Origin of the sequence: Paenibacillus sp. FSL R7-0312 (genome assembly GCF_038004445.1) — a bacterium.
Classification (GTDB): domain Bacteria; phylum Bacillota; class Bacilli; order Paenibacillales; family Paenibacillaceae; genus Paenibacillus_AQ.
On record NZ_JBBORE010000001.1, the window covers coordinates 6,823,401 to 6,844,251 of the forward strand.

General features: G+C 50.9%; 14 protein-coding genes. 8 read left to right on the top strand and 6 right to left on the bottom strand.

Features of this window, described 5'->3' with window-relative positions:
- Positions 1-57 precede the first annotated feature (57 nt).
- Genes MKX70_RS29630 through MKX70_RS29640 form a run of 3 tightly spaced genes read right to left on the bottom strand, consistent with a single transcriptional unit; the run spans position 58 to position 2,724 of the window.
- Complete coding sequence (locus MKX70_RS29630; protein WP_042234266.1) at positions 58-1,053, bottom strand: sensor histidine kinase; 996 nt, start codon at positions 1,051-1,053, stop codon at positions 58-60.
- Positions 1,050-1,748 (bottom strand): response regulator transcription factor, encoded by a 699-nt coding sequence (locus MKX70_RS29635; RefSeq protein ID WP_042234264.1) that lies wholly within the window; start codon positions 1,746-1,748, stop codon positions 1,050-1,052. The genes MKX70_RS29630 and MKX70_RS29635 overlap by 4 nt, the downstream gene beginning before the upstream one ends.
- Before the next feature lie 55 nt (positions 1,749-1,803).
- Complete coding sequence (locus MKX70_RS29640; RefSeq protein ID WP_231637814.1) at positions 1,804-2,724, bottom strand: AraC family transcriptional regulator; 921 nt, start codon at positions 2,722-2,724, stop codon at positions 1,804-1,806.
- A gap of 459 nt (positions 2,725-3,183) precedes the next feature.
- Here MKX70_RS29640 and MKX70_RS29645 point away from each other — a divergent pair, with 459 nt between their 5' ends.
- The 6 genes from MKX70_RS29645 to MKX70_RS29670 all read left to right on the top strand — a co-directional run bounded on the left by MKX70_RS29645 (position 3,184) and on the right by MKX70_RS29670 (position 15,017).
- The gene (locus MKX70_RS29645) at positions 3,184-4,350 is read left to right on the top strand and encodes a GntR family transcriptional regulator (protein ID WP_042234262.1); all 1,167 of its coding nucleotides are present in this window, start codon (positions 3,184-3,186) and stop codon (positions 4,348-4,350) included.
- 218 nt (positions 4,351-4,568) lie between these two features.
- Positions 4,569-6,866 carry a helix-turn-helix domain-containing protein gene (locus MKX70_RS29650; protein ID WP_042234260.1) on the top strand — a complete coding sequence of 766 codons (2,298 nt, stop codon included), beginning with the start codon at positions 4,569-4,571 and terminating at the stop codon, positions 6,864-6,866.
- 257 nt (positions 6,867-7,123) lie between these two features.
- The gene (locus MKX70_RS29655) at positions 7,124-8,113 is read left to right on the top strand and encodes an ABC transporter permease (protein ID WP_331281909.1); all 990 of its coding nucleotides are present in this window, start codon (positions 7,124-7,126) and stop codon (positions 8,111-8,113) included.
- Positions 8,114-8,115: 2 nt separating this feature from the next.
- Positions 8,116-9,015, top strand: coding sequence for a carbohydrate ABC transporter permease (locus tag MKX70_RS29660; protein ID WP_231637813.1), 900 nt, complete (start codon positions 8,116-8,118; stop codon positions 9,013-9,015).
- A 72-nt stretch (positions 9,016-9,087) separates the two neighbouring features.
- Positions 9,088-10,674: an extracellular solute-binding protein gene (locus tag MKX70_RS29665; protein ID WP_442950507.1), complete on the top strand. Its 1,587-nt coding sequence runs from the start codon at positions 9,088-9,090 to the stop codon at positions 10,672-10,674.
- A gap of 146 nt (positions 10,675-10,820) precedes the next feature.
- Positions 10,821-15,017, top strand: coding sequence for a sugar-binding protein (locus tag MKX70_RS29670; protein ID WP_042234256.1), 4,197 nt, complete (start codon positions 10,821-10,823; stop codon positions 15,015-15,017).
- Here MKX70_RS29670 and MKX70_RS29675 read toward each other — a convergent pair.
- Both MKX70_RS29675 and MKX70_RS29680 read right to left on the bottom strand, forming a co-directional pair.
- Positions 15,014-15,475 (bottom strand): flavodoxin domain-containing protein, encoded by a 462-nt coding sequence (locus MKX70_RS29675; RefSeq protein WP_042234254.1) that lies wholly within the window; start codon positions 15,473-15,475, stop codon positions 15,014-15,016. The genes MKX70_RS29670 and MKX70_RS29675 overlap by 4 nt on opposite strands.
- 144 nt (positions 15,476-15,619) lie before the next feature.
- On the bottom strand, positions 15,620-16,207 hold the full coding sequence (locus tag MKX70_RS29680; protein ID WP_042241978.1) for a TetR/AcrR family transcriptional regulator: 588 nt from the start codon (positions 16,205-16,207) through the stop codon (positions 15,620-15,622).
- A 159-nt stretch (positions 16,208-16,366) separates the two neighbouring features.
- On the opposite strand from MKX70_RS29680, the gene MKX70_RS29685 reads away from it, so the two are divergent.
- Positions 16,367-17,083, top strand: coding sequence for a hypothetical protein (locus MKX70_RS29685; RefSeq protein ID WP_340788962.1), 717 nt, complete (start codon positions 16,367-16,369; stop codon positions 17,081-17,083).
- 631 nt (positions 17,084-17,714) lie between these two features.
- On the opposite strand, the gene MKX70_RS29690 is transcribed toward MKX70_RS29685, so the two are convergent.
- Positions 17,715-19,610, bottom strand: a complete 1,896-nt coding sequence (locus MKX70_RS29690) for a PrkA family serine protein kinase (protein ID WP_042234249.1) — start codon at positions 19,608-19,610, stop codon at positions 17,715-17,717.
- A gap of 170 nt (positions 19,611-19,780) precedes the next feature.
- Here MKX70_RS29690 and MKX70_RS29695 point away from each other — a divergent pair, with 170 nt between their 5' ends.
- Positions 19,781-20,575, top strand: coding sequence for a DUF2161 family putative PD-(D/E)XK-type phosphodiesterase (locus MKX70_RS29695; protein ID WP_340841409.1), 795 nt, complete (start codon positions 19,781-19,783; stop codon positions 20,573-20,575).
- Positions 20,576-20,851 lie beyond the last annotated feature (276 nt).

Genomic DNA, 20,851 nt, shown 5'->3' on the forward strand with positions numbered 1-20,851 from the left:
CGCTGCTATGGTTTTACCTTAAGGCTATCTTACACATCGCTTAAGGTTATGTTCGGTTTACTGTGCAGGGGCTTGGCCGTTAAAAATAATCCGCACCGCAGTTCCTACTCCGGGCTGGGATTCCAATTCGACGGCATGTCCCAGTCTGGTGCAGATTTCCTTAACCAGATAAAGTCCCATTCCGGTGGACTCATGGTATTGACGCCCGCGTTCACCGGTAAAATATGGGTTGAATACCCTTTTTAAATCCTCGGGAGAAATGCCGATACCCTGATCTGAAATCTCCAGAACTGTATCCTTGCCGCGGGGGTGTGCAGAGATCGTCACCGCTTTGCCGGAACCGACCGTGTAATTGACAGCATTGGTCAAAATTTGGCCCAGCATGAACATCAGCCATTTGGCATCGCTGTATACATGGGTCCCGGCATCAACCAGAATATTCACGGAGACCCCCCTGCGGATAAATAATCTCCGGTTCCCGGATACCGCATTGGCGACGGTCTTGCGGAGGGACAATAGTTCTACTTGAAAATCATTCTCAAAACGTTCCAGACGGGAGGTATGGATGACCATTTCCAGTCCTTTGCGCAACTTCTCCACCTCCTCCTGAATACTGCCGGCGGTTTCGTCCTCCAGATCCTGCAGTATGAGCTGTATGACAGAGATAGGGGTCTTCATCTGATGCACCCAGCGGTTAATGAACACAATATGCTGGTCCATCTGCCGGATATGCCCATTCATCTTCTCCTGATACTGGCGGTCCATGTTCTGTAGTAACTCATGAATGGCCTCGGGAAGCGCAACATCTCCAAGGGGGGTCAAATCATCCGCAGAGAAGTTACGTGGAGTGCTTAACAGCTTATATAACCTGCGGTGTTGAACATAACGGTAACCGAGGTACAGGAGAAGAATACTGCCGCTCAGGAGTACACCGTATCCTATGATCACGGGAGGCCTGTTCTCGCCTGAGATCCAATACAACACCGGAACCAGGAGCACTTGCAGCAGGTAGAAGAGCAGCAGAGGAAGCTGGTCCTTCCAGAATAATCTCATGGTGCTTTCCCCGTTAGATTCAGAAGATAGCCGGCGCCCCTTACCGTTTCTACAACATCTCCCACGCCAAGATCCTTGAGCTTCCTGCGGACACGTGTAATATAGACATTCAAGGTATTATCATCAATGAAATGCTGGTCCTCCCACATAAGATCCAGCAGCTTCTCCCGGGTGACCACACGCCCCTCCTTCAGCAGCAGCGCTTCTATCAGGATGGCCTCCTTCTGGGTCAATTCCATGGATTCCCCGGCATACTGGATAGTATAACGTTCAGGAAACAGGGTTAGAGCGCCTGAATGTAGTGTACGCTCCCCCTGAATTTGTGCATAAGAACCATAGGCTCTGCGCAAATGGCTGCGGATTTTGGCTAAAACGACTTCGTAGTGGAACGGTTTGGTAATATAATCATCGCCGCCGTTCTCCAGCGCCATCACCTGGTCCATCCCGCTGTCTCTAGCCGAAATGAACAGAATTGGACAAAGCGAAATTTGGCGGATCTGGCGGCACCAGTAATAACCGTCATACTTGGGCAGATTGACATCCAGCAGCACAAGACCGGCAGCGCTTTCCTTAAAGGCTTCCAGCACGTTAGTGAAGTCTTCAATAATGATGGTATGATAATCATATTTAGAGAGGTATGCACTCAGCAGCCCTGCAAGCTTGGCATCATCTTCAATGATCAGGATTGTTTCCATAGGTCCCCTCCTTTGTCCGTTATACAGTAACACAGGCGGGGAAAATCATGCAAAATCAGCCCCTGCTTCCCGGCCGCTCCACTACAGGAACATAGATCTCCATCACCGTATCCACCCGCGCATGACACCGCTCGTCATAGAACTCGAAGTTCAGCTTGCCCTTGGCGTGCTCATATCCGCTTTCCGGGAACCAATCCTCAAAGATATGTCTCCACGTACTCTTCACCACCTGGGCAAAAGCGTCCGGATTCGCCTCATCGGTGGCATCCACCGGAGGCGTAGTAAACACGGCATACTGCGCAGCAGGCACAACAGCCGTAAGCATATCCTCAGCCACAAGGCTGAAATCATCGACAATGACACCCAGCAGGTAGACGGCATTGCCGCCGCCTTGCGCCGGGACACACAAACCGACCTCACCGTGCTTCGGCGGGTTCAACAGGGCATACATTTTGTTCTCCAGATTATCTCCGTCATAGCAGTACCAGAAGGAAGCGACATCCTGCGTATAACTCCCGGACTCCACGTTCGTCTCTATGCCATAACCAGCCACCTTAAACGCCGGTTTGCTCACCATCACGGGCTCCCTAATATAATCCCCGATTTGGTACACCGATCTGTCCCGGAGATAGCCGTCCATCCGTGCCGCATACTGCGAGGGACTATAGCCGAAGGCCTTGCGGAAGGCTTTGGCGAAACCGCCGGGAGTCTCAAAACCATAATCCAGCGCGATATCCATAATCCGCCGCCCGTTAAACAGCTCTACTGCTGCCAGGGACAGCTTCCGGCTGCGCACATATTCCATAACCGGCATCTCCCGGCACTGGCTGAACATCCGGCAAAAATGATACAGCGAATACCCCACCTGGGACGCGATGTCTTCCGCCGTCAGGTTCTCCCGCAGATGCTCCTCAATATAATCAATACTCCGCTCGATCTCCCTGCTGTAATTCAGGTGCTCCACCAGCCTTTCCATGACACATAGCTGATTCCATTATAACAACCGGCAGCCAGCGGGTCTGTTCCTAATTTGCTGCTTTTCATGTTACTTCTCCGTTTTTTAATGATTTCCCCATTATCCGATCGGGTCAGAGGCAAGCTTGAAGGTGAACACCTTATACGGGTTTATGCTGAATGCTGAAACGCCGTCACGTATCGTGATGCTGCGCCCTGTGGCCTCCTCCATCAAATCTGTCTCAGTCAGCCTACTCTCCTAGCTGAATAAAATGTTCGATTCTTTTGGCAAACGGTATATTGGATTCCTCCAGATTAAGTTGTATATTTGTATATAAAAAGTAATATATATACGAGACATTATACATATGCATGCACCATACGTAAGTAAGCAATTAGTAATGATTTTTCAGCTTTACTTCTGCTTTTTTAACTTATATATTTGTATATACCAATATACAAAAGTGTGAAAGGGAAACAGATGAAGGAGCCAAACAAACGAATTCCAATCTACCTGCAAATACGCGAATACATCACTGAACAAATCCGCCTCGGAAGCTGGAAGTCGGGAGATACGCTCCCCTCGGAGAATGAGCTGGCCCGGTTGTTCCAGGGGAGCCGGATTACGGTGAAGCAAGCCTTGAAGACACTTGTCGAAGAAGGAGTTGTATACCGGGTTCAAGGAAAAGGAAGCTTTGTGGCAGAAGGCGCGGATAGCATTATGCAGGCGATGGACAGCCCAGTCTCCATAAACTCATTCTCGCTCCATCCAGTGGCCGGAGCGCCACAGTATGCGGGAGAAAGATTATCAGCCCCCCCGTTCATAGCCTTTATTATTCAAAACACGTTGGACTCTATATGCTCCGAGCTGCTTCTTGGCATTGAAGCAGCAGCAGCCGATGGAGGCTTCCGGGTCCTGTTCATGAACGCCCGGGAATCCCGGGAACGGGAGCTCGCTATGCTGAAGGAAGCTGTCCAAAGCGGCGCCAAAGGTATTATTTTGTTCCCGGTTCATGGTGAAACATATAACGAGGAAGTGCTTCGTCTGACCATGGAGCAATATCCTGTCGTTGTACTGGACCGTTATTTGCGCGGCGTGGAGACCAATTGTGTCTGTTCAGACAATGAGAACGGAGCATATCAGGCAGTCTCCTACCTGATCAGCAAGGGACACCGGAGAATTGGCTGCATCTCGTCCCCTGTTCTTGGCACAACCTCGCTGGAGGACCGGCTTCACGGCTATGAGCAGGCTTTGGCCGACAACCTTATTCCGGTGGATCACGCTGCCCGGCTGTTCGAACCTACACCTGAAGGCATTATCAATTTCCTCAGGACTCAGACTACCCTTACCGGGCTGGTGGCCTTCGACAACGTACACGGCTCCCTGATTATGAAAGCTGCTGAACATTTGGGCATCCGAATTCCCGAAGATCTTTCCCTGGTCATATTCGACGATTATTCCTACCCGGAACTGTTCAGGGTTCCACCCACTGTTATCGTACAGCCCTTTCGGAAGATGGGGCAGGAAGCCGCTCTGCTCCTGATGGAGTTGATTCACAGCCCCCAAGCAGAACGCAGACGCATCACCCTTCCGGTTCAGCTGATTGAGCGGAAATCAGTGGAGAATCCGCCTTCCAGCCCCCGGTAATAGCCTGAGCCAGTCCAGCGGATGGAAAGACTCTCTGGCTACCAGCTGCAGCAGAGAGTCTTTTTTTCGTTCATTTTAACCCTCCGGCCTGCGACTTTGCTATTGTTAATATTTAATACGAGTCTGCTCCGCTGGTACATCTATTTGAAATGTTATCGGCGTTTCATCTCATCACGCTTTATGATCATGGAATTTACAACTTTTGAGGGGGCGCTGAAATGAAATCCAGTTTCACAGGCAGGGTAATCCTTATTTACGGCGGTCTTCTGCTGGTGGTCATATCCATGACCTTCCTCTTCTCTTACATGGGAACCGTCAGAGGGCTCCGCAGCCAGTTGAAGGAAACTAATTTTGCACTTTTAAACCAGATAAATCAAAAATTAGAACTTTCCTTCAAGCAGACGGAAAAGGATTTGCTGCAGTTGACCAATGAGCTTGAATTTGTCTATTTCATGAACAACGTCTATAAGGATGATGCGCAGAGATATGCCAATTTTTATGGGTTGGACAGTAAGCTTGGGACGTTCATGAACCGCAATCTGCAATTTTCATCCATTTACGTTTACTCTCATGTAAGCGGTGACATTCTCACCCAGCAAAATTACATCAGTAACGATGGAACAGAGGACCAATGGCTTACCCAATATCTGAATATGGATGGTTACTTCAAATGGCTGCCTACACACCAGATTTCCGACGGCATGGCCTTGGAGGATGTGGTCACCTTGATCCGCTCTTATCCGGCATTAAGCAAGCCGGGCTTCCGCACCGGGCTGCTGGCAGTAAATATGAAGGAAAGTGTGCTCTACCAGATGATTCAGGATATTTACCAGGATGGAAACAAGGGGCAAACCTTCGTTATTGACCAGCAGGGTCAAGTCGTTACCCATAATGATAAATCCAAGCTGCACAGCTCCTTAAAGGATATGCCATATCTTGAAAACGTACTGATTGGCCCGGATGCCGGTTCCTTCAGCATCAAGCCGGAGCAGGAAAAGCAGATGGTGTTTTATACAACCTCGACTTACACAGGCTGGAAGATTGTCAGCATTGTACCGGAGGACCAGATGTACCGCCCCCTTACAGTGACCCGCAATTTGCTCCTTGCTTTTAGCGTACTGATGTTTGCAATTGCGCTAATCATTCTTTTCTACGTCAGCCGCAGAACTTTCCGTCCTATGGACGCATTGATTGGCAAGCTGTCCGGCAAGTATCGGCCTGTGCAGGCTGGACGGTTTGACGGCACTCCCCATAAGGGATTGTCCTATCTGGACGATGTCATCGAGCAAATGTTTTTGGATCGGGAAGGTCTGGAACAGCAGGTGAGAGATGCCAAGCCTATGCTGAAATGGCGAACCGTGATGGATATATTGACCGGTTACCGGACTGTATATTCGACGGTGATCCCTCATCTGGAATTTACAGGAGTACGCTTGTATCCCGAATGGTTTGTCGTGTGCACCGCGGAATTCGGCAAGGAAGGCGGAATTTCCCCACGGGATGAAATTCTCTATGCCTATGCGCTATGCAATGTGGCCGAGGAAATTATCTATAGAGAGAACGCAGGTGTGGCCATTGATCTTGGAGGTTGCCGGGTTGTTATCCTATTGAGTTTCTCGGAGGGAGACGAGGCACAGAATCATCTGCGTGCCGCCACACTGCTGGAGCATATTCTGGATGTAATGAGCAAACAAATCGGGCTGGTGGTCACCGCAGGTGTAGGGAGATGCTACCGGGAGCTGGGCAACGTTCCCCGCTCTTATGAGGAGTCCAAGGTTGCATTACGCTACAAAATGGTAACCGGACCCCAGACCGTCATCTCCATTGAGGATTTGCAGCCCCTGCAAAGCCAGGATTATTATCAATTTCCCCAGCGAATTGACCGCATTCTGGAAGCCCTTAAGCAGGCAGATCGGGACAAGCTTCAAATGCTGGTTCAGGATGTCTTTATGTCAGCGGTCAAGAACAATGCTCCGCCAGAGCTTTTCAAGCAATTATCGTTTGAGCTGGTCATGAGAGCCATGCAAATGATAGACTCCATCGGCATTGACGTCAATGAGATCCAGGCGGAAATCGGCACGGCACACGAGGTGATTCAGAAATCTGACAACTGGAGGCAAACCGAGGAATTGGTAAGTACTTTGCTGCTCCGGCTGTTGGGGGCTATAGAAGAGAAACGGATGCAAAGGGGCAAAAATGATACCATTGACCAAATACTGATTTATATCCGGCAACATTATCAGGATAGTGATCTGTCCCTAGACAAGCTAGCTGATGAATTCCATTTGAATCCTGCGTATATTAGCCGGCAGTTCAAAGAGCATGCCGAAGGCAACTTCATCGACTACTTGATCGAAATCCGCATCAACGCAGCCAAAGAGCTTTTGAAGGATAAAACCGTCCGGATTTATGACGTATCCGAGGCAGTCGGCTATACCAACAGCCGGAGCTTCATGCGCAGCTTCAAGAAGTACACAGGTCTTACACCAACGGAATACCGGGAGCGCTTCTTGTAAGAGAGGCCATCGCAGAGTCCTGCCTGATATCACGGCAGGGCTCTTTGTATTCACAAAAAGCCTTACGGAATAAGGCTTGTGAGGAGCACACTGCAAAAATGGATACCATAGTAGAAAAATGAAACCTTCCATTTGTCAAAAAAAGCGACGTTCGTCATAACGAATCTGTATCCAGCCGCCTGTCATGCCAGTAAGATTAATTCTGCGAGGGGGCCCCTCAAACATATAAATGCTGTGGTTTGGAGAGGATGCGAGAGATGAGAAAGCAACAGTCGTTAACTGCTATAGAGGCTTCCGTTTCACCGGAAGCCCTGACAATGCGTGCTTCCATGGCGAGAAAAAAATTCAAATGGAAGCGTATTAAATATGATAAATCCCTGTACATCATGCTCCTGCCCGTAATTGTTTTCTACCTGCTGTTCAAATATTCACCGATGGCCGGTGAAATTATTGCCTTCAAAAACTACCGGTTTGCCGATGGCATTGTAGGAAGCGACTGGGTAGGATTCAAGCATTTTCGGATGCTGTTCGAAAGCACAGACTTCTGGCGCGTATTCCGCAACACTCTGCTGCTCAATGTGTACAGCCTCGTTGTAGGCTTTCCGGTCCCGATAGTACTGGCTCTCCTATTGAATGAAATTCGGTTGGAAGGCTTCAAACGCCTGATCCAAAACCTGCTGTACATCCCGCACTTCATTTCCTGGGCAGTGTTGGGTGGAATCCTGATTACTATGCTGTCACCCAGCACAGGGGTCATTAATCTGATTTTGCAGCATGTATTCGGCATGGAGCCCATCTACTTCATGGCCAGTTCCAGCTGGTGGCCGGTGGCATACACTGCTTCCTCCATCTGGCGGGAAGCTGGCTGGGGAACGATCCTTTACCTGGCTGCCATGTCCGCTATTGATACACAGTTGTATGAAGCAGCCAAGATTGATGGGGCCAACAAGCTGCGTCAAACCTGGCATATTACCTTACCGGGCATCCGCAGCACCATTGCCATCCTGCTTATTCTGCGGATGGGCAGCATGATGGATGTGGGATTAGAGCAGACCCTTTCGCTGCAAAATGACTCTGTACTAGATGTAGCTGATGTCATCAGTACCTACGTTTTCCGGGTAGGACTGCAAAATATGAACTACAGCTATACGACAGCCTTGGGCTTATTCCAATCCCTGATCAGTCTGATTCTTGTTGTTGGTGTGAACCGGTCGATCCGCCTGTTCGGGGAAAGGGGGCTATGGTAATCATGATGAAAAGAATGATGAAAGATGCCTCGCCGCTGGCTCTTGCCGGCAGCCTATTGAATTATTTGCTTCTGGGGCTGCTGTCTCTCCTCACCTTATATCCTTTCTGGTATGAGATATCCGCATCCTTCAGCAGCAGCAGAGCCATTACTGCCGGAGAGGTATACTTTTGGCCTGTAGAGTTCAATGTACAAGCATACCGTAGGCTGCTCGAGGATGGCCAACTGCTCCACGCCATGGGTAATACGGTCATCGTAACCTTAGTGGGCACCGCCTTAAACATACTTATGACCATTCTGGCAGCTTATCCCTTGTCCCGTAAAAGGCTGTATGGCCGGGGACCGATTCTCTTGTTCATCACCTTCACCATGATCTTCATATCCGGAATTATTCCCAATTTTATTCTGATCAAGAACTTGGGAATGATGGATTCCTACTTGGCCTTATGGTTGCCGGGGCTGATCAGTACCTACAACATGTTCGTCATGAAAAGCTTTATGGAAGGGCTGCCGGAGGAAATTGAGGAATCCGCCTCCATTGATGGAGCTGGAAACTGGCGTATCCTGATCCAGATCATGTTGCCCTTATGCAAGCCAATTATCGCGGCGTTGTCCCTATTCTATGCTGTGGGATGGTGGAATTCCTATTTTAACGTCATGCTCTATATTAACAGCTCCAAGCTCCAGACCTTGATGCTCAAGCTTTACCAAATGATCAAGCAGGTGGACGAGAGTCTGCTGAACAGTGGAGGCGGCAGTGAAGGGGCGACCGCCGTCATCCTGACACCGGAAGGAATCAAGGCAGCTTCCGTGGTTATAGCCATCCTGCCGATTCTATGCGTTTATCCATTTCTCCAGAAGCATTTTGTCAAAGGTGTATTAATTGGCTCCGTTAAAGGCTGATATCATTGAAGAAGAGCTGCAACAGCTGCCTTCTCTTGATATATAAAAAATTTTTTTAAGGGGATGAAGCAATTGGCAACATTCAAGAAAGCCGCCTTAACAGTAGTGATAGCCTGCCTGGCGGTATCAGCTCTGGCAGCCTGTGGTTCCGACAAGGATTCAAGTGCCTCGACAGCGGGTGGGACAAGCCCCTCCTCGCAAGCTTCAGCCAAGAAAGAGATCAGCATTTCGGTCTTTGATCGTGGCGAAGTGCCTGCTGAGGAGGGAAACTATGAAAGCAATCGTTGGACCAAGTGGATCAATAACAATGCTCCTGCGACTGTCAAGTGGGTGCCGGTTCCCCGGAACGAGGCCCAGACCAAGCTGAATACACTGATTGCTTCCGGCAGCGCTCCAGACCTCATCTGGGAGTACGACCGCAACTACATTGCCCAACTGGTCAATCAGGGTGCGATACAGCCTATAGATTCTTATATAGAGAAATACAGCACCTCCTACAAAAAATATTTGGAGGAGCATCCGGAGCTCGACTCCTATCTTACCTTTGACGGAAAAAAGTACGCCGTTGCCAGTGTGCGCGGCGTCGAAAGCATTGCCAATCATGGCATGTGGATCAGACAGGACTGGCTGGAAAAGCTGGGACTCAAGACCCCGACAACCGTAGACGAATTGATCGAGGTAGCCAAGAAATTCAAGGATGGTGACCCGGACGGCAACGGCAAGGCGGATACTGTGCCGATCGTGTTCAACGGCAATGGCGTACCGATTATTAGAGAATTATTTATGGCATCGGAGAGCCAGTGGTATGTAAACGGCGACAAGCTGGAATACGGCAGAGTAACCGACCGCTATATGGACAGTCTGGCCTTCCAAAAGCAGCTTTTCGACGGCGGTCTGATTGACAAGGAGTATATCACAGATAAAAACTTCCAGAGATCCATGCAATTCTGGACGACGGGCAAGGCAGGCATTATGCTGGGGTCCTGGAATATGGAAGCCGAGTTCCTTGATTTGAAGAAGAATGTGCCTGAGGCCAAGATGACAGCACTGGAATCCCTTTCCACCCCATATGGCAAAAGCGGCTTGTATCAGGAGGCATCACCGGGTATCTTCGTATCATTTAACAGCAATCTCAAAGAGGACAAGATTGAAGCAGCCTTCAAATTTCTGGATTGGATGATCGACACTGGCTGGAAGCCTCTGAAGTACGGAGAGGAAAATGTGCATTACAAAGATGTAGACGGTGTACCCCAGATTATTGATGCTGATAAATTCCGCAAGGAAGTTACTTTTGCCCGGGAGCTGCCTATTGTCAACCAATATGAGCAGAAGCCGGAATGGTTCCCGGTCATGGCGGCCTCCGACGCCTTGTCCCAGGAATACGCCAAGGAAAAGGCCAACTCCCTGACACTGGCCATGAAAAATACGTACCGCCGGGATATCGCTTACGGTCCGAGCCAGCCGGAGGTCAGCCAATTGATTGCCACCTTCGCTCCGATTGCCCAGCAAATTGAGGCCAAGGTCGTGACAGGTGGGACCTCCATGACTGCAGAAACCGGCATTGATGAAATCCGCAAGGAATGGAAGCGCCTGGGAGGCGATGCCGTAGAGAAGACGGTCAACGAGTGGTATCTGGAGAACAAAAACCAATTAAAATAATTTCATGCAGAAGCTGCGGAGCGGGTCAGCTTGAATGGCGGCTTGCTCCGCTTAAATCGGAGTACATCCACCCATGTTTCTGAATTTGCCTTATTAACTATCAGTCTATTATAGGGAAATGGGGTTACAGCATGAGAATTCATTGCATGAAGTATATAAATTATCATTCAAAAAAACTGGCAGCGCTCCTTGCGGCAGTTCTCCTTCTGATGAGTGCGCTGCCCGCCTATGCGGCAATCGATCGGTTATATACTGCACCGGCTGGAGCCACCGCTACGACCCCTGCGGACAATCTGTTCCGTTTGGCAGATGGCACGCGGGAATTCGTTTTGCTCGACAGTACTGTAACGGCGGGAGTTTACCAGTATTTCGTGCTGTCCAAAAATAATTACGGCGCCAGCACCTTTGATCCGGACAACACTGCAAAGTTTGATGTAAGCGATACCAATAATATCGCCTACTGGTTGAATCATGATTTTATTGACCCCAGCTCCACAAGCTCTGTCAAGCTGGAGCCAGCTATCGTCAACCATATTGACTTCCAGCATCAGTGGCTGACTGAAGGCGGCAATGTTAATACGACCTATACACAAGACTTCACCACGACGGCCGGCGTCGCCTTGCTGTCCCAGACCGAATATGCCCAGTATGCCTCAAAACTGGGATATAAGGATAATATGACCGCCTGGGGCTGGTGGCTTCGTTCCGCACGAGGCAAAAATGTGGGCACTAACATTGTACTGTGCGTGCCATCAGGTGGACTAGGAGAAACCTCCGGTGCTGAAGCCAAAACCACTAACATGATCAGACCGGCCTTTTTCCTCAAGGATAGCTTCTTTGGCACTGTAAAGCTGGATGTATCTACCATGGGCAGCAAGGTGAAGCAGGTGCTGCAGGACCACTATTCCATCGAGCAGCTTCGCCACATCGGCTACACCGAACGGGAGCTGGGCCTTATCGGCTTCGATGTGCCTGAGATTGTCGAGGTCAAGATGGCCCGGACAGACCGGGTATATAGCCCGGATACCGTATCCTATTCGGTCTATTTCACCAATAATACGGAGCATTCGGTAAATTACAGCGTCTATCATCAGATTGCAGGCGGACCGCTGGAGGAACAAAGCATCATGGTTACGGCCTCTCAATCTTTGGTGAAAACCATCATGCTGCCTCCACAATTAAATGGCATCCATTCCCTTCACGTAGAGGTGAAGGAGGCTCAGCGCCAGGTGGTCAGCTTCGATTCCGCCACCTTTGCGGTGTTTCCCGATTACGAGCGGCAATTCGGCGATGATCAGTCCTTGTTTGGAGTAGCCACCCACTTTGATCAGAGCAACAAAACGGATGCCGCAGACACACTTTTGATGGACAGGGCGGGTATCCGCTATATCAGAGATGGTATATCCTGGAACAAGGTGGAGAAGGTAAAGGGTGTTTTTGATTTCACCCAGACCGACAAATGGGTGAATGACGCCGTCTCCAAGGGTATGCAGATTGTTTCACTGCTGTGCTTTTCCAATTCGCTATATAATGGCGGACAGGATGTAAAGGTCGGACCCGCCACCCAAGAGCAACTGGATGCCTACGTCAACTATGTGGAACAGGTGGTAAGCCGCTACAAGGGCAAGATCAACACCTTCGAGCTGTGGAATGAGCCCAACATCAGCTTCTGGCAGCCGGAGCCCAATGTCAGCGACTATGCACGTCTAGTGAAAGCCGCTTCGCTGACCATCCGCAGAATCAATCCCGATGCGGTGATCATTGCGGGCAGCGTAGCTAATCAGAACGGTCCCCAGTACTTGGATGACATGTTCCTGCAGGAGGTATATCCCTATATTGATGCGGTTTCGTTCCATCCATACATCTATCCTAACGATCCGGATACAAGCTATGAGGCCAAACTGAAATCATATACCGACATAACCAAGAAATACGGAGCCTGGAAAGACCAAAATATTACTGAGGTGGGCTGGCCAACCTCTACCGATGCCAGAGGCGTCAATGAAGAGCAGCAATCCGTCTACCTGACCAAGCAGTTTCTGATCTCTTCCGCCAATGGTATTAGGCAGAGCGCCATCTATGATTTGCGTGATGACGGTACCAACCCTGCGTATACTGAAGACAACTTCGGCATCGTGCGGATTGACCGGATGCCCAAACCAGCCTTGATTTCCTTTCAGCAGCTCAACAGAGCCTTGGCAGATGCCTACTTTGTCGGTGAAATGAATTCAGGAAGCCAAGTGAAATCGTATTTGTGGAAAAAGGAACAGGAATATGTTATCACTGCCTGGTCCTTGACAGGCGGGAGCCAATCTATTGCTTTGACCGGCAATCTGACGCAAACCGACTACATGGGCAATCCGCTTCCATCCCACAGCTCCGGCAACAGCTATACCGTTGGCTCTTCTCCGGTTTATTTTACCGGAATTGACCCGGCTTGGGCCAAGGAGCAGTTGAAGGTATTAGCGGTAAGCCTCCACCAGAATTGGTTGGCGGAATGGGGTAGCTCCTTATCCGCAGCCCCGGCTCTCCAGAGCCAATTGCAGAGTCTGTACGCGAGCGGCTTCGGCAGCGGTGCATACGCCGAGATCAAGGCTTTGGCAGATCAATATGAGCTGCTGGGCCAAGGCATCGTGGAGGAAGCACAGGCGGGAACCTTCACCATGGAGAATGCGATGAGTATGCTATACGCCTATCATCTGGCAGTGAAGCCTTTGGAGGCATTGATGCAGGACTCACAGAACCAGCCGACGCTGACCGCCTTGTCCTCCACTGCTGAGCTTGTGAATACGAGCAGCCTGATCCAGGCCAAGCTGCAGAATATTTCTGGAGGCAGTCAGTCATTTGCCCAGGAGATCATGCGACATGCCCGTGAATGGAACGTGAAGGCAGCTACCTACTTGCAGGCTGACCGTCCGGAGATGGCGCTGGCCTGGGATCAGACTGCCGGGCGTTTGGCGCGTTGGGCTGCCAAGATTAGCGAATTCGAGGCTGCAGAGCCAACAAACTTGCTGCTGAGCAGCTATCCCTCCAAGGTGTCCTTGTTCGAGGGAGGATCGGCCTCGATCCAGGCTGCCGTAACCAATGCAAGAGGAGCGACGCTGTCCGCCAAGGTTAAATTAGTGGAATCAGGCGCAAACCGAATCATTGCCGAAACAGAAGTATCCGTTGAGCCGGGGACAAATATGCAGATTCCCTTCACTATTCATTCTTCTGATTTTCAATTAAGCAGCCCCTCTTCTCTTGATCTGATATTGGAGAATCCAAACGGCGAAGTACTGCGAACCAAAGCTATTCCCGTGAACATTGCCGAAAAGGTGAGTTATAGCCTGAAGCCTAGTGGGCAAACCATGGATCAGCTCGACAGTATCACGGTCAACTTGAACAATCTATTCACTGATGTGCTAAGCGGTACTGTTGAAATTGACCCTCCTCCAGGGTGGATCATGGATGCCAGCAAACCTTATAGCCTGAGTGCCGGAGAGATTCAAGCGGTGACCTTTTCCGTAAGCTCGGTCCGCAACCAACCGCTACACGAATATTCGTTTGCAGTCCGGGTGAAGGACACCGAGGGGAATCTGCTAAAGTCCGCCATACTGCCCTTGAGCTTTGCGGTAATGGTGAGGGCGGAGCAGCCCTTGACAACAGCAGGCTTTGACGGCAATCTGGAGGCTTGGAAGAAAGCCTATCCCATCTACCTCAATCCGCCTGCCGATCCCCTGTCCGCCGAAGCCTGGCAGACTAGCAATGTGGCAGCCAGAATGTATACTCAATGGGATGAGGATGCCTTGTACGTGCTAGCCCAGGTGTATGATGATTACCAGTTCAATAATAAATCGGGTATGAATATCTGGGATGGAGATAATGTGCAGATCAGCATCGACCCCTTGAACGACAAGGCCACCAAATACAGCACGGATGATTACGAATATGGTTTTGCTTACACCGGAGCAGGCAATGAGGTGTATTCCTGGCAGGCAGCAACGGCATACGGCCAGAGCTACGGGCAAAAGCCATCGGAATGGGTTCAGGTGCTGCGGGACGAAGCGCTCAAGCTGTCCACATACTTGATCCGGTTGCCCCTGGCTAATATGACGCCTCTTCAATTGCAGGAAGGGACCGTCTTTGGCTTTAACGCTGCAGTCAATGACGCAGATATATTGAACCGGGAGCGCTTGGTCGAATTTACAGGGGGCACTGCCACCAGCAAGAACCCCAGCCTATACGCCAACTGGCAACTGAGCGGGGTGGAGCCGGACTTTCAGGCATCAACTGTCTATAGCATTGTTATCGACAGCCTGACCGGAGGCAGCATAACCGCAAGCACTGCAGCAGCCAACTAGTCCACTTTAGACTTATTTACAATTTGAAGAGACGCACCAGCCGCAAATGCACGGGCATCCTCGAAATCCTGCTCATCGGGATGCCCTTTTTTATCCAGATTGAAGCCCAGCGGACTGAACTCCCCGGGACAGTGGAACTCACCGACGACGTTGCAGCCTTTGGCTGCCAGCTTGGCCTGGACCTGTGCTTTGTTCTTGAATTCCCCCGACCCGGATGTGCAGAAAATAAAGACGTTCTTATCCCGGAGCGGCATCTTCTTGATGAACTTGGTCAGCTTCCGGTGGATTTTGGAGGCGTAAATGCCTGAACCTAGACCGATCAGATCATATCCGGACAGCATCTCCGGCTTAACGTCCTCCACTTTGGCCAAATCTGCACCCAGCACTTCAGCCATAGCAGCTGCAATCCTGTGTGTATTCATACTGCGGCCTGACCGGTAAATAATAATTGTCTTCATAATAGCGCCTCGATTCTATATATTCATAATATGAATGAACTTAATTATATTCATTCATCACTAGCTAAAATAAAATGTCCAGTACATTCCCTGAACATTTAATAATGTATTCCGCCTCCGGCCAAAAGATGCCTGATGCTCTTGTCAGGACTGTGTATCCGTCAAGCCTTTCATGATAAACTCGACCAAATAATCCAGAATCTGTGGAAAATAGCTAACCCCGATCTCTTCCTTGTGGATGTCAATATACGGCACGGAGTTGAACAAGGCAAGAATCATGCCGTCCTCCAGATCCTCTCTGATCTTCCCTTTGGTCTTCCAGTACCGGATTAATTCCAGCGTACCGCTGTTCATCATTTCATGAATACCCTCTATTCCGCCATGCTCATAGAATTCCTTCTCCAGCTTGCTGAATAGAGCTTTGTTGTACCATTCCTTCAGGATTGGATTACTATGGATTCCGCTGTAATTAAGCGCCATGATTTCTTTGAGCACCTTGGCAGGCTCATCGTCCAGATTAACCGAAGACTGCAGGATGCTCCGCTTCAGCTTCTCGTTCTCCTGCAGATAAATATCGATGAACAGCTTCTCCTTCGAGGCGTAATAATTGTAGAACGTGCCTACGGCGAACCCGCACATTTTGGTGATGTCGGAAATATTGGTGTCCTTGAAGCCTTTGGAGCTGAACAGCTCTTTGCCGCATCTGAAAATCTCAGCCTTCTTATCTTCCATCCGTAAGCCCTCCGTGCCTGAGTGAATAATATTTAATTCATTCATAATGTAGCACAGCGCTGCTGTCATTACAACACACTTTTAACTCCCCTGAATCGTATCACTTCAAGGGTGAGATGAATAGGCTGTTGTAATTAATTGAATAATGGAGGTACCCTCATGACCTTTGAGAACGAATATCTGAACAGTCAAGCTTATCCATCCGCCTATCCTTATGCTCCGCGTAACACTTCCTTTCCTTACTCGCATTATTACCATCTGGTCCGCTCAGAACCCGGTCACACCCTTACGGCAACAGAAAACCAAAGTGTAAAAAATGAATTCGTAAAAGGGCATATGAACGCAGATGTCGGCAGCGGGCAAGGGATTCATGTAGATGCCGGAGGTGAAGTAGGCGGTAAACACGGCATCGGTGTAAATGCCGGCGGGAATGTAGCATACACCGGCGCTGGTATGCATGCAGGCGGCCATATCGGCAACACTTCTTATGGAATCCAGGCACAAGGTAACACCCATCTGGACAGCGGCCAGGGTCTTGGACTTAATGCAGAAGCCCAGGCCTTCGGCAAATACGGCCTTGCTGCCCAGGCAGCTACCCAGCTGGGCGGCGGCCAGGGAGCCAATTTCCATACAGGGGCGCAAGCCGGAGGTGAACACGGTCTGAGTGCAGAGGCCGGCGGTCATCTGGGCTTAAGTCAAGGGGCCGGACTCCAGACCCAATTGCAGCTCGGCGGTGAGAATGGGCTCGGTGCCCAGGCCAAGGCGCAACTCGGCGGAGGTCAGGGCGCAGGCTTAGGCGTTACCGGACAGGTAGGCAAATATAACGGACAATTAGGCTTTACTATTGGCGGCAAGAATCAGGAGGCCAAGGAGTAACCGGGCCGGAGGTTTGATCCGCCCCTGACTTTTAGTGCAGGAGGGGGCGGTCAGCCCCTATTCTCCGTGCGCCGGTATACATACGGACAAGCGTGAAGCATATAAATTATACTTCAATTGGAAACGGCTTTACCGCCCTTTTTCAAGACTATACCTCGTCCGCTCAACATCTGTTCAGTAACAGTATCTGTATATGAAAGTTCCGCTGAGCTTTAGCAGAACCGCCAGCGACTTTCAGAAGGATCACTGAGCTGGCTGTAGGGCTGGAAACCAGCTGTTCCCACAAGCAAGTGGAGAAAGGTGTCTTAATTATTCGATTTCGGAGGTTCATAGGACATTAATTGGAAAAATGACATCTATTGCTCGGGGTTTCAGCGACTTTGAGTGATCTGAAACTATTTAAGTGCTCTTTTTCCAACTGCTGTTTTAGCAAGGCTCTGTTGTTCATCAGCAAGTGGAGAAAATCCAACTGCTATATTTTAATTCTGGCGCATATTCAAGTGGAAACGGATACCGTCCTTAAGAGGAGGGTATCCGTTTCAGCGAGAAATAGAAGAATAATTTATGGCGAATCTTATATCTTAAAAAAAGGACCGCCAGCAGGCAGTCCATATCCTATTCTCTGATAGCTTTAGCGGTTCAGCAGGCTTCCGACATATTTCAGCAGCTCATTGGCGCAGATCGGGCAGTAATTGTGCTCATCAATCAGGCGGCGGCTGACTTCGTTGATGCGTTTCAGCTGGCTCTCATCCGGCGTTTTGGAGGAGGTGGTGATTTTGACGATATCCTTCAGGTCGGTGAACAGCTTCTTCTCGATCGCTTCCCGCAGCCGGTCATGGTTGTTGTACTCGAACTTCTTGCCTTTGCGGGAGTACGCGGAAATGCGGATCAGGATCTCCTCGCGGAAGGCCTTCTTGGCATTCTCGGAAATGCCGATCTGCTCTTCAATGGAGCGCATCAGCCGCTCATCCGGCTCCATCTCCTCATCCGTGAGCGGGTCGCGGATTTTGGACCAGTTGCAGAAGGCTTCGATATTGTCGAGATAGTTCTCGAACAGTGTTTTGGCGGATTCTTCAAAAGAGTACACAAACGCCTTCTGCACTTCACTCTTGGCGAGAATATCGTATTCCTTGCGGGCAATGGAAATGAAGTTCAGGTAACGTTCGCGTTCCTCCTTCGTGATCGAAGGATGCTGGTCCAGGCCGTCCTTGATCGCCCGCAGCACATCCAGTGCGTTCATGCACTGCAGGTCGCCTTTGATCAAGGCGCTGGAGATACGGTTGATGACATAACGCGGGTCGATACCGGACATCCCTTCATCCAGATACTCAGTCTGCATTTCCTTAAGATCGGCTTCCTTGTAGCCCTCCACCTCTTCGCCGTCGTACATGCGCAGCTTCTTGATCAGGTCCATGCCCTGCTTCTTGCTCTCCTTGAGCCGGGTCAGGATCGAGAAGATCGCCGCCGCACGCAGCGCATGAGGAGCAATATGCACATGCTTCATATCACTCTGTCCGATGAGCTTGGCGTAGATTTTCTCCTCTTCTGAGACCCGCAGATTATAAGGAACCGGCATGACGATCATGCGCGACTGGAGAGCTTCGTTCTTTTTATTGGAGATAAAAGATTTGTACTCGGTCTCATTGGTATGAGCAATAATCATCTCATCCGCCGAGATTAACGCGAAGCGCCCGGCCTTGAAATTGCCCTCCTGGGTCAGCGACAGCAGATTCCAGAGGAATTTCTCATCGCATTTGAGCATTTCCTGGAACTCCATTACCCCGCGGTTAGCCTTGTTGAGCTCACCGTCGAAGCGGTAGGCACGCGGATCGGATTCCGAGCCGAATTCCGTGATGGTCGAGAAGTCAATACTGCCCGTCAGGTCGGCAATATCCTGTGACTTGGGATCGGATGGGCTGAACGTACCAATCCCCACCCGTTCTTCCTCTGACAAAAGCACCCGGACTACCGCAACCTGTTCAATGTCACCGTGATACTCATTCTTCAGCCTCATCTGGCAGGACGGGCAGAGGTTGCCTTCGATGCGTACACCCAGCTCCCGCTCGATCTCCGGCCTCAGCTCCAGCGGAATCAGATGCAATGGATCCTCGTGCATCGGGCAGCCTGCAATGGCATATACCGCACCTGCATCCGTGCGCGAATATTGCTCCAGTCCGCGTTTGAGCAGAGTGACGAGAGTCGATTTCCCTCCACTGACCGGTCCCATCAGCAGCAGGATCCGTTTGCGCACATCCAGCCTCCGGGCGGCGGAATGGAAATATTCCTCCACCAGCTTCTCCACCGCACGGTCCAGCCCAAAGATTTCCTGTTCAAAAAACTTATACCGTTTACGTCCGTTGATGTCCTCGACGCCGTGTGACTTGATCATGTCGTATACGCGGGAATGAGCCGTTTTAGCGGGAGAGGGGTCTTTTCTCAGCAGTTCTATATAGTCCTTGAAAGTGCCGCTCCACGCCAAACGGTCGTTCTCAGCCCGATACGAAGCTATACGCTCAAAAATATCCATGGCTCGCTGCCTCCTCTTGCGCTCCTACTTGCTCCACCAAGCTTAGAAAGTGTATTACATACCTATGCGGCGAGCCCGGAATAGTTGACCTCTTTTTTGCTGTGCTATAATAGAGAATCATGATTTCCCTTAAATAATTACGCTGCATTAAGAGCGCAGGAGTGACTACAATGGCAATCAAACAGGAAACGGAGCTGTATGCTCCTTTGAAGAGTTTTTTTGAGCGGCAGGGCTATGACATCAAGGGTGAGGTGCGGACCTGCGACCTGGTCGGCATCCGGGAAGACGAGGATCTGCCGCTGATTGTGGAGATGAAAAAATCGTTCAACCTCGCCCTGCTGCTGCAGGGGGTGGAGCGGCTGCGCCTTAGCCCGAATGTCTATCTCGCCGTGGAACGCGTACGGGATAAGAAAGGCGCGGTGAACCAGCGCTGGGGCGAGCTCAGCGGGCTCTGCCGCCGACTCGGACTCGGGCTGATCACCGTCGTCTTCTACAAGACGAAGGCCCCGCTCGTCGAGGTGCTCGCGGAGCCGGGCGAGGCGCCGCCGCAGGCCCGCAGCGCCGTACGCCGCCGCGAGCGCTTGCTCTACGAGTTCCGCGAGCGCAGCGGGGACTACAACACCGGCGGCAGCACGCGCGTCAAGCTAGTGACGGCCTACCGCGAGAAGGCGCTGCGCGTGGCCGCCGCGCTGCAGGCCCTGGAGGCCGAAGCCGCTGCTGGCGCGGCCGGCCTCACAGATGGGCGCGCCCCGCTGGGCGGCGCGCCCGACCCAGCCGTGCGCGGCGTGACGCCCGCCGCGCTGCGGGGGCGAAGCGGCGTGCCGGGCGCCGCCGCCTACCTGCAGAAGAACTACTATGCGTGGTTCTTCCGGGTCGGTCGCGGCCGCTACACGCTCACGGCCGCCGGCACTGCAGCGCTGATCGAATACGCGGCGATCGCGGAGATCAGTGCAGGCAAGCTGTAGGAGGCTTGCCTGCAGGAGGGGGCTATGGATTCTTTGAATCATGTTTGCGGTTAGCACTTCTCGCACGTTCTCTGCGGGTGCTTGGCGGGGTTTGTCATAGCCCATCTGGACCATTCGCTAGTCAGACGGACTGGAAATCCGCTATTTTCCCAAATCTGTCAGTTTTTCTCGCTAAGTGGACTCAGATTCCGTTATTGGGTCTGCCGCAACCCGTTTCAAGTCCAAATGAACAAGTTAGCGGATTCTCAGTCCGATTAAGCCTCAGAATCGGGTTTT

Excerpts from the sequence above, each read along its gene's own strand:
- MKX70_RS29630 (WP_042234266.1), bottom strand. The coding sequence starts at position 1,053 with ATGAGATTATTCTGGAAGGACCAGCTTCCTCTGCTGCTCTTCTACCTG.
- MKX70_RS29635 (WP_042234264.1), bottom strand. The coding sequence starts at position 1,748 with ATGGAAACAATCCTGATCATTGAAGATGATGCCAAGCTTGCAGGGCTG.
- MKX70_RS29640 (WP_231637814.1), bottom strand. The coding sequence starts at position 2,724 with ATGGAAAGGCTGGTGGAGCACCTGAATTACAGCAGGGAGATCGAGCGG.
- MKX70_RS29645 (WP_042234262.1), top strand. The coding sequence starts at position 3,184 with ATGAAGGAGCCAAACAAACGAATTCCAATCTACCTGCAAATACGCGAA.
- MKX70_RS29650 (WP_042234260.1), top strand. The coding sequence starts at position 4,569 with ATGAAATCCAGTTTCACAGGCAGGGTAATCCTTATTTACGGCGGTCTT.
- MKX70_RS29655 (WP_331281909.1), top strand. The coding sequence starts at position 7,124 with ATGAGAAAGCAACAGTCGTTAACTGCTATAGAGGCTTCCGTTTCACCG.
- MKX70_RS29660 (WP_231637813.1), top strand. The coding sequence starts at position 8,116 with ATGATGAAAAGAATGATGAAAGATGCCTCGCCGCTGGCTCTTGCCGGC.
- MKX70_RS29670 (WP_042234256.1), top strand. The coding sequence starts at position 10,821 with ATGAAGTATATAAATTATCATTCAAAAAAACTGGCAGCGCTCCTTGCG.
- MKX70_RS29675 (WP_042234254.1), bottom strand. The coding sequence starts at position 15,475 with ATGAAGACAATTATTATTTACCGGTCAGGCCGCAGTATGAATACACAC.
- MKX70_RS29680 (WP_042241978.1), bottom strand. The coding sequence starts at position 16,207 with ATGGAAGATAAGAAGGCTGAGATTTTCAGATGCGGCAAAGAGCTGTTC.
- MKX70_RS29685 (WP_340788962.1), top strand. The coding sequence starts at position 16,367 with ATGACCTTTGAGAACGAATATCTGAACAGTCAAGCTTATCCATCCGCC.
- MKX70_RS29690 (WP_042234249.1), bottom strand. The coding sequence starts at position 19,610 with ATGGATATTTTTGAGCGTATAGCTTCGTATCGGGCTGAGAACGACCGT.
- MKX70_RS29695 (WP_340841409.1), top strand. The coding sequence starts at position 19,781 with ATGGCAATCAAACAGGAAACGGAGCTGTATGCTCCTTTGAAGAGTTTT.